The sequence below is a fragment of the Lyngbya sp. CCY1209 genome (genome assembly GCF_055795065.1).
This window is the reverse complement of record NZ_JAYFER010000354.1, coordinates 1-7,569: the sequence shown is the minus strand read 5'-3', so window position 1 is coordinate 7,569 and position 7,569 is coordinate 1. Positions and strand designations below refer to the sequence as shown.

7 protein-coding genes are annotated in these 7,569 nt (G+C 53.8%); 5 read left to right on the top strand and 2 right to left on the bottom strand.

The features are described 5' to 3' along the window. Positions 1–568 precede the first annotated feature (568 nt). Positions 569–1,351 (bottom strand): response regulator transcription factor, encoded by a 783-nt coding sequence (locus AC0QHF_RS10065; RefSeq protein WP_324704073.1) that lies wholly within the window; start codon positions 1,349–1,351, stop codon positions 569–571. A gap of 280 nt (positions 1,352–1,631) precedes the next feature. Between AC0QHF_RS10065 and gvpA the strand changes: the two genes are divergently transcribed. The 4 genes from gvpA to AC0QHF_RS10045 all read left to right on the top strand — a co-directional run bounded on the left by gvpA (position 1,632) and on the right by AC0QHF_RS10045 (position 4,773). Next, on the top strand, positions 1,632–1,850 hold the full coding sequence (gvpA, locus tag AC0QHF_RS10060; protein WP_324704072.1) for a gas vesicle structural protein GvpA: 219 nt from the start codon (positions 1,632–1,634) through the stop codon (positions 1,848–1,850). Positions 1,851–2,079: 229 nt separating this feature from the next. Further along, positions 2,080–3,063 carry a gas vesicle protein GvpC gene (gene gvpC / locus AC0QHF_RS10055; protein WP_324704071.1) on the top strand — a complete coding sequence of 328 codons (984 nt, stop codon included), beginning with the start codon at positions 2,080–2,082 and terminating at the stop codon, positions 3,061–3,063. 117 nt (positions 3,064–3,180) lie between these two features. After that, on the top strand, positions 3,181–4,377 hold the full coding sequence (gene gvpN / locus AC0QHF_RS10050; protein WP_324704070.1) for a gas vesicle protein GvpN: 1,197 nt from the start codon (positions 3,181–3,183) through the stop codon (positions 4,375–4,377). Between the two features lie 57 nt (positions 4,378–4,434). Further along, positions 4,435–4,773 (top strand): gas vesicle protein, encoded by a 339-nt coding sequence (locus AC0QHF_RS10045; RefSeq protein ID WP_324704069.1) that lies wholly within the window; start codon positions 4,435–4,437, stop codon positions 4,771–4,773. Between the two features lie 254 nt (positions 4,774–5,027). Here the strand turns inward: AC0QHF_RS10045 and AC0QHF_RS10040 are convergent, their stop codons facing one another. Further along, positions 5,028–5,351 (bottom strand): ArsR/SmtB family transcription factor, encoded by a 324-nt coding sequence (locus AC0QHF_RS10040; RefSeq protein WP_324704068.1) that lies wholly within the window; start codon positions 5,349–5,351, stop codon positions 5,028–5,030. A 985-nt stretch (positions 5,352–6,336) separates the two neighbouring features. On the opposite strand from AC0QHF_RS10040, the gene AC0QHF_RS10035 reads away from it, so the two are divergent. Next, entirely contained in the window at positions 6,337–7,176 is an 840-nt protein-coding gene (locus tag AC0QHF_RS10035; protein WP_324704067.1) for an EAL domain-containing protein, read from the top strand. Positions 7,177–7,569 lie beyond the last annotated feature (393 nt).

Sequence of the window (7,569 nt, the reverse complement as noted above, 5' to 3'; positions counted from 1 at the left end):
ATTGACTATGCCTTTAAGAGTTCAGTTTTGGACGGCTTAAGAATCCCCGCGTCTTTAGACCGGGGAGAAGTCAAATCAATCACTATCAGTCCGAACCAAACTGTGATGAAATGACCGATTATAAAAATTCGACACTGAAGCCGGCAGAGCAGATTAAATTAGCCCAAAGTTCGGCCAGAATATTGGCTAAAGAAATTTGTCCCCGGGGCATCGATCGCATCGCTTTGCCTTCCCTATGTCATGCCTGTAGAGAGTTGGAAAGGCTGTACTTGTAGAGTGCGATCGGGTCGGGTTGATTGCAAATCTTTATGAATCGCCTTAAATTGTTTTTGCCCTTCCCCCGCGATCGCCGAAGATCCCCCGGATACTCGCAGATCGCGGGGTGCAACGTTTCCCCTCACCCGATCCCCTGCCTCCAAATTCCGCAATTCCGGCAACCATTGGCGAATGGATTCCCCCTCCGGCCCATGATGCTAGAGAGCGATCGCCCCACCCCAATCCGACCCCAACATTCCAAAAAAAATCGAGGGCGAATCCAATCCGCCCCGACTGAATTGGAAAGTGGAAACTAGGCGTTTCCTTTGCCGTCCGAAACACCGCTGGCGGCCGGTTCGGCGGAAATCTCCCCATCCCCGTTGCCGGATTGGCCGTTGCTCGGCAGTTCCAGACAATACCCGGCGCCGTAGACGGTTTTGATGTACTTGGGATGGCGGGGATCCGGTTCCATTTTCGTCCTCAAGTGGCGGATGTGGACCCGGATGGTTTCGATGTCGTCATCCGGATCGTAACCCCACACTTCCTTGAGAATTTCGCTCGGCGCCACCGTCTGGCCGTGGCGTTGCAGCAAACAGTGTAACAATTCAAACTCTAAATGGGTGAGTTTGACCGTTTTATCAAACCAAATTGCCTCAAATCGTTCGGGAACCAACGTCAGGACACCGTAACTGAGGATTTCGCTGTGTTTCGCCGCCTGGGGGATGCGATCGGTCCGTCGCAACAGGGCGCGGACTCGGGCCAGCATTTCTTCGAGTTCAAACGGTTTGGTCAAATAATCGTCGGCCCCGGCATTGAAACCTTCGACCTTATTTTGAGTCTGCCCCAAAGCCGTCAACATCAAAATGGGAATGTCGGCGGTGCGCTCGTCCCGACGCAACCGCTGACACACCGTAAATCCGTCCACCTTGGGCAGCATCAGATCCAAAACGATCAAATCTGGCAGGAGTTGCAGCGCGAGGGCCTGTCCTTTTATGCCGTCTTCGGCTTGGCTGACTTCGTAACCAGCCATCTCCAGGTTGATCGCCACAAGCTCCGCGATCGCCGGATCGTCATCAATCACTAAAATTCGGGGCATCATCTAAGACTCTGGCTAGGGTGTTCAGATCGACCGCCTACTACGACTCACCTCCGGGAAGGTTGCAATCTTTATTAAGGGTTTTCCAATGAATTGTCAACTTTCCTTAAGATACCTTGACGAGAGGTGTAAAGTTTACTGTACAGATTATAAGCAATATTAGCAAATGCTAAAAGAAGTAACAAAACGTGACGTCCCCCCCCCATACCCCGGTATGATGACTAGATATAGGGTTCACTCATCGGAGTCCGACCCATCAATATCAGGAGGGAATTGACCCATGGCAGTTGAAAAAGTAAACTCGTCCTCCAGCTTGGCCGAAGTCATCGATCGCATCCTCGACAAAGGAATCGTCATCGATGCCTGGGTGCGCGTCTCCCTCGTGGGGATCGAACTGCTGGCCGTCGAAGCTCGGGTTGTCATCGCTTCCGTCGAAACGTACCTGAAGTATGCCGAAGCAGTCGGCCTGACGGCTCAAGCCGCCGTTCCCGCCGTTTAGATCGCATCATCTCATCATCTATCTACATGATCCGGCATCGGGCATCATCGGGTTCAAACGCCCGTCCCTGCAGGATTCCGACCCCCCCCGACAGAAAAGCGAATCACCCTCACCGGCACAATTTCAGGGAGCAGCGATCGCCGGGAGATGCCGTCGGGCGGCGTCCGAAATCAACACCGGCGGGGGTGTCCGATGCTCAACCACCGAGTTTGGGGGAGATCGTCACGTCATGGCCTTAAAAGAGGGTTGGCAAGACAGCCACAATCACCGTCGCCAAGCCGTCGCCGAACGGCAGCAGCAACTCCGGGCGACCGTCGATTCGTGGCAGCAGGAACGACACATCCAGGCCCAGACGCTGCAGGAGGAGCGACGGGCTTTTGTTTCTCAGTTAAAACGGCAAAATCAAGAATTTTTGGCGGAAACCAACGACACCCGCCACCGGAAAGCCGAAGCACTCGCCGGAGAATTGCACGAATTCGTGCGATCGCTCTCCCGGGAAACCGCCGAGTTTCTCACCCTGAGCGCCGACGATCGCACCGCCAGGGCCTTACAATTGGCTCAAGACCTGCAGGCCTTTCGGGAACAACTCCAGGCCACCGTCGAACAATTGCGGCGGGAATGGGACGAACAGAACCGGGAACGGGCTCAGGATCGAGAGCAACGCCGCGATCGCGTCCAGGGCGACCTGCAAGAACTGAATTTGATCCGAGAAACCGTCGCCCGACAACTGCAAGACCAACTCCAGACGGCTCGGGCCGAACGGGAAGCCGACATCAGGGAATTATTTCAAGATCTCGGCCAATTTCGCGCCGAACTGCGGGACTACCGCCAATCCCTAGCGCAATCGGTTTGGGGAAACGGAGGGACAAAACCGGTTTCCCCCGCCACGACATCGCCCAAAACCCGCGACGTCGCCCCCCCCGCATCGGTTCCCAAAGCGACAAAAACGGCACCGCCCCCGACACCTCCGAAACAACCTGCACCCGCCGCCATTCCCGTCAAAACCCTCGAACGCCCCGCCCCGCCCGCGGCTCATTCTCCGAACCCGGAAGGGCTAATTTACGACTACATCCGACAGCGGGAGGGTGTGCGGTTGACAGATATCGAAGACGAGTTGAAACTGAACCGCATTCAAACCGTCGATGCCCTGCGATCGCTCCTCAAACAAGGTCGGATCTCGCAGCGCGATCGCACTTACTACGCCGGAAGCTAAAATAAAAATGGGGGCTGGGGATTGATGGGGTTCGACCGTTCTTTCCCGGCCCCAAATCTTTTTTCCGTCCCCCAAACCTCCACCCCCCCCACACCCTTGCAGCCCAAATCAACCAACATGACCACCGTGCTCCGCGCTGTACCCAAAGGATTCGTCAACACTCCGGCCATTGAAAAACTGACGGTTCGGGCGCTGCGGTACCTCCAATCCGGGTTTTCCGTCCACCTGCGGGGGCCGGCCGGCACCGGCAAAACCACCCTCGCCCTGCACCTCGCCGACTTGCTCAACCGTCCCACCATGCTCATTTTCGGGGACGACGAATTGAAATCCTCCGACATGATCGGCAACCAACTCGGCTACACCCGCAAAAAAGTCGTTGATAACTTCATCCACAGCGTCGTCAAACTCGAAGACGAACTCAAACAAAACTGGATCGACTCCCGCCTCACCCTCGCCTGCAAAGAAGGATTCACCCTGGTTTACGACGAGTTCAACCGCTCCCGCCCCGAAGTCAACAACGTCCTGCTTTCGGCTTTGGAAGAAAAACTGCTCGTCCTCCCCCCCAACGGCAACAATTCCGAGTACATCCGCGTCAACCCCCACTTCCGCGCCATTTTCACCTCCAACCCCGAGGAATACTGCGGCGTCTACGGCACCCAGGACGCCCTGCTCGATCGCCTGATCACGATCAATATGCCCGAACCCGACGAGGCGACGCAACGGGAAATCCTGATCCAAAAAGTCGCAGTCGAACCGGAACAGGCGGAACTGATCGTCGGCTTGGTCCGACAATTCCGCGACGCCACCCACGCCATCGCAACACCCAAAATCCAGTCCGTTGCCCGCCAGCAAACCAACGCTGACAAATCCTCGGGATTGCGGCCCAGTTTGATGATCGCCAGAGTTTGTCGCGACCATGATATCGCGATCGACCCGGGCGAGAGCGAATTTCGCGAAGTTTGCAGCGATATCTTATTATCGAGGGCGATCGGCGACCTGAGTGCACTCGAAAACCGCCTGGAAGCCATCTTTCAAAATCTATCCGGAATTTCCGAACCCGAACCCGCCGCTCTCCCGCCGAGTCCCGAACCCCAACTCTCACCCGCCCCCACCCGCCTCCCCACCACCGAAGAAAAAGTCTACGCCTACCTCAAACAATCCAACGGCGCCAGAGTCTCTGAAATCGAGTCGGCCCTCGGCCTCAACCGAGTCCAAACCACCGACGCCCTGCGATCGCTCCTGAGAAAAAGCTACCTCCGCCAACAAGACAACCGACTCTTCGTCGTCCAAGAAGACAACCACCAATCCGTCTAGCAATGAAAAATTAATTGATAATTCTCAATTATCAATTATCAATGATCAATTCTCATTATGACTTCACAACCGCGTCAATCCAGTTCCCAGCGGGGAGTTCCCATGTCAACCACGGGTTCCACCCTCGCCGACATTTTGGAACGGGTTTTGGACAAAGGAATCGTCATCGCCGGGGATATTTCTGTTTCCGTGGGATCGACGGAACTGTTGAACATCCGCATCCGCCTGCTGGTGGCATCCGTCGATAAAGCCAAGGAAATCGGGATCAACTGGTGGGAAAGCGATCCCTATTTGAGTTCCCACGCCCGAGAATTGGCCGAATCCAATCAAAAACTGTTGGAGGAAGTCAGACACCTGCAACAGGAAGTGCGATCGCTCAAAGCCGCCCAAGAATAATTAACAATTAATAATTAACAATTAACAATTGATTGTTGTCAATTGTCCTTGGATCAATCGAAGCGGGGGGCGATCGCATGATCAGATCAAGTCCGGTTGAATGATCGGAACAAAACGGGTTGGATATCCGCACCGCTTGGGAATCAATTCCCTCTTCTCATAGCTCAAATCATCGGTCGATGATTGGGGAGGTTTAGGAGGGGATAACCGGATTTGATAGAATTATCAATTATCAATTATCAATTGTCCTCGGGTTAATCGCAGCAGGGGCGGGCGGGGAGGATGGAACTGAAACGGCGAAATTCCGCCAGATATTCTTCCAAGAGCACCAGTTGGCTGAGGTTGAGGCGATAATACATCCAGCGTCCCTCCTGTCGCGCTGTCACTAATCCCGCCTCCTTGAGGGTTTTGAGGTGAAAGGAGAGCTTCGACTGACTCACCTGTAAGGTTTCGCAGAGTTCGCACACGCACAATTCCTGGTGGCGGAGGAGTTCCAAAACCCGAATCCGCAGGGGCTCGGAAAGGGCGTGAAACCCGGCGGTGATGTCGGCGGCGGCGTTAACGGTGGTACTGGCCATTAATCTAGTTGCAATATTTTGATCCACTCTAGCAAAATGAAGGCAATCGGCAATCGGCAATCGGCAATAGAGAGGAGAGAGGAGAGAGAAACTCCCGATTCACCGTCCCCCGCCCGTCGGGAATGATCCGCGGCCCTGCCAGACTGAAGCGATGCCCGAATCTGTCGGAGGGAATAGGGTGCGAATGTGACGGGGCGGCTCGGGGCGGGACATGGCCGATCGCCCGACGCCCGGGAATGAGCCGCGATCGCACTTCAAAAACTCGGTATTTTTACCGAGCTAAAATCCGCAGACGTGTTAAAATCTGTAAATGAGAATACAGACGCTTCAACCTTCTCTTTTCAACGAAAATTTATCGAAACAACCGAATTTTTGGTGACTTCAATCACAACAATAAGGTGCGGCAGATCACGACAATTGTGGGTTGATATCATGGTTGTTTGTCCGACAATTGTCTAGAATTGACTCACCAGAAAGTTAGGGTGTCGTGAATGTTTGTGTTGGGGAGAGGTAAGAATCATGTGGGAGAAACTAATACTTGCAGCGCTCGTGACATTATCGCTACAACTCCATTTCGGATGGAAATGGGTCCCTCAAACCCAATTCCGGCTATCCACTCCGAGTCCTCAAACTGAACGGGTGAACGTCGTGGCGTCGAAAATCTCGCCGTCCAATTGAGAACCGCCCATTTTGATGGCGATCGCGGTGGCAATCGGGAGTCAGAGCGATTGATTTTGCCGTTTTCCTCTTTTCGATCAGGACGAGGGCGATTTCTTGCTGAATTCAAATTTTTTGAACGATACCATCGGGGAACGGTTCTCCGTTCGGAACGTCCCCACCAGCCGAAACCCTTTTCTCTCGCTTCAACAATCAAACCTAAGAAAAGTCTCATCTAAATTTCACGGTGATTTTATCCGGCTTGGCTAGTCTGAAAACAGGGAACACCAGATCGCAGTCCCAGCCGAATCGGAGTTGAATCACTATTATGATATCTGCTGCCCTAAAAATTGGTCGGAGGAGTCAGTGTCAAGTCCAGTCTTTCCCCACCCAGAACGCCTGCCAGTGGCGCGATCGCCGGTGGGTGGAGCGGATAGCCCGGGCGTTGGCGGAGCGCCGATTTTGCCTGTACACTCAGGAAGTCGTCTCCCTGACGACCCTCGATCCGAAACGATATTGCGAAATTTTGGTGCGACTCACCGACGATGAAGGACAGGTGATTCCGGCCTCCGCTTTTCTCCCCGTCGCCGAACGTCGCGGATTGATGGGGGAAATCGATCGCTGGGTGATGGCGGCGGTGTTCGACCTGTTGTCGGAATCGAGTCAGAAAATTCGGGACACTTATCGCTTTGCCATCAACCTCTCGGGTGCGACGTTCTACGACCGCAACTATTGGCAGTGGGTCGAGGAAGAATTGACCCAACGGGAGCTGACACCGGATCGGCTCTGTTTTGAAATTCCCGAATCGACCATACTCGAGAATTTACAGGCCGCGGCCGACGCGATCGCCCAACTGCAAATTCGGGGCTACTATGTGACCGTCGATCGGGTGGGGAGTCAGTGCCGCACCCTGGATTATCTCACCTATCTCTGCATCGATTATCTCAAAATAGCCGATTCTTTCGTCAACAATATCGCCGACGATCCGACCGACCTGGCGATCGTGGAAATGATTCACTGTGTCGGGCAGTTGCTCGGCCTTCAAACCATCGCCAAAGGGGTCGAAAGTGAGGCGGCTTTCCGAGCGATCAAAGCCCTGGAAGTCGATTATGCCCAGGGATGTTATCTGACCCGACCTCACCTCCTCCAAACGCAATTTTTGGGATGATTAAGGGCGATGGCTCGACGCCCAGGTAATGGGGGATGGGATTCGGGAAATTACCTGGTGATCAAAGCCCGGAGCTGATAGCGACAAGAGAACCGGCGGCGTTACACTACAATTAATATTGGGGTGCGATTCGTTCGGGAATGAAATAAGGCTGAAATGCCTGAAACAACCTCCCGGTAAGGCTTCCATCCCCTTGGATGGATACAAGGGTTACACCCCTGACCAGCCTTATAACTGTCTGTATGTTCCTAAGTTTGGTATTACATGATACTAAATGAGGTCGGAACTCTCAGGGTCAAGAGGAGAAGTGGAGATTTTAACAATTCTTTAACAATCCTCAAGAGAGGAGGCGATAGCCACCCCCAGTTTTAGGATTCACAACCCTAGGATTGA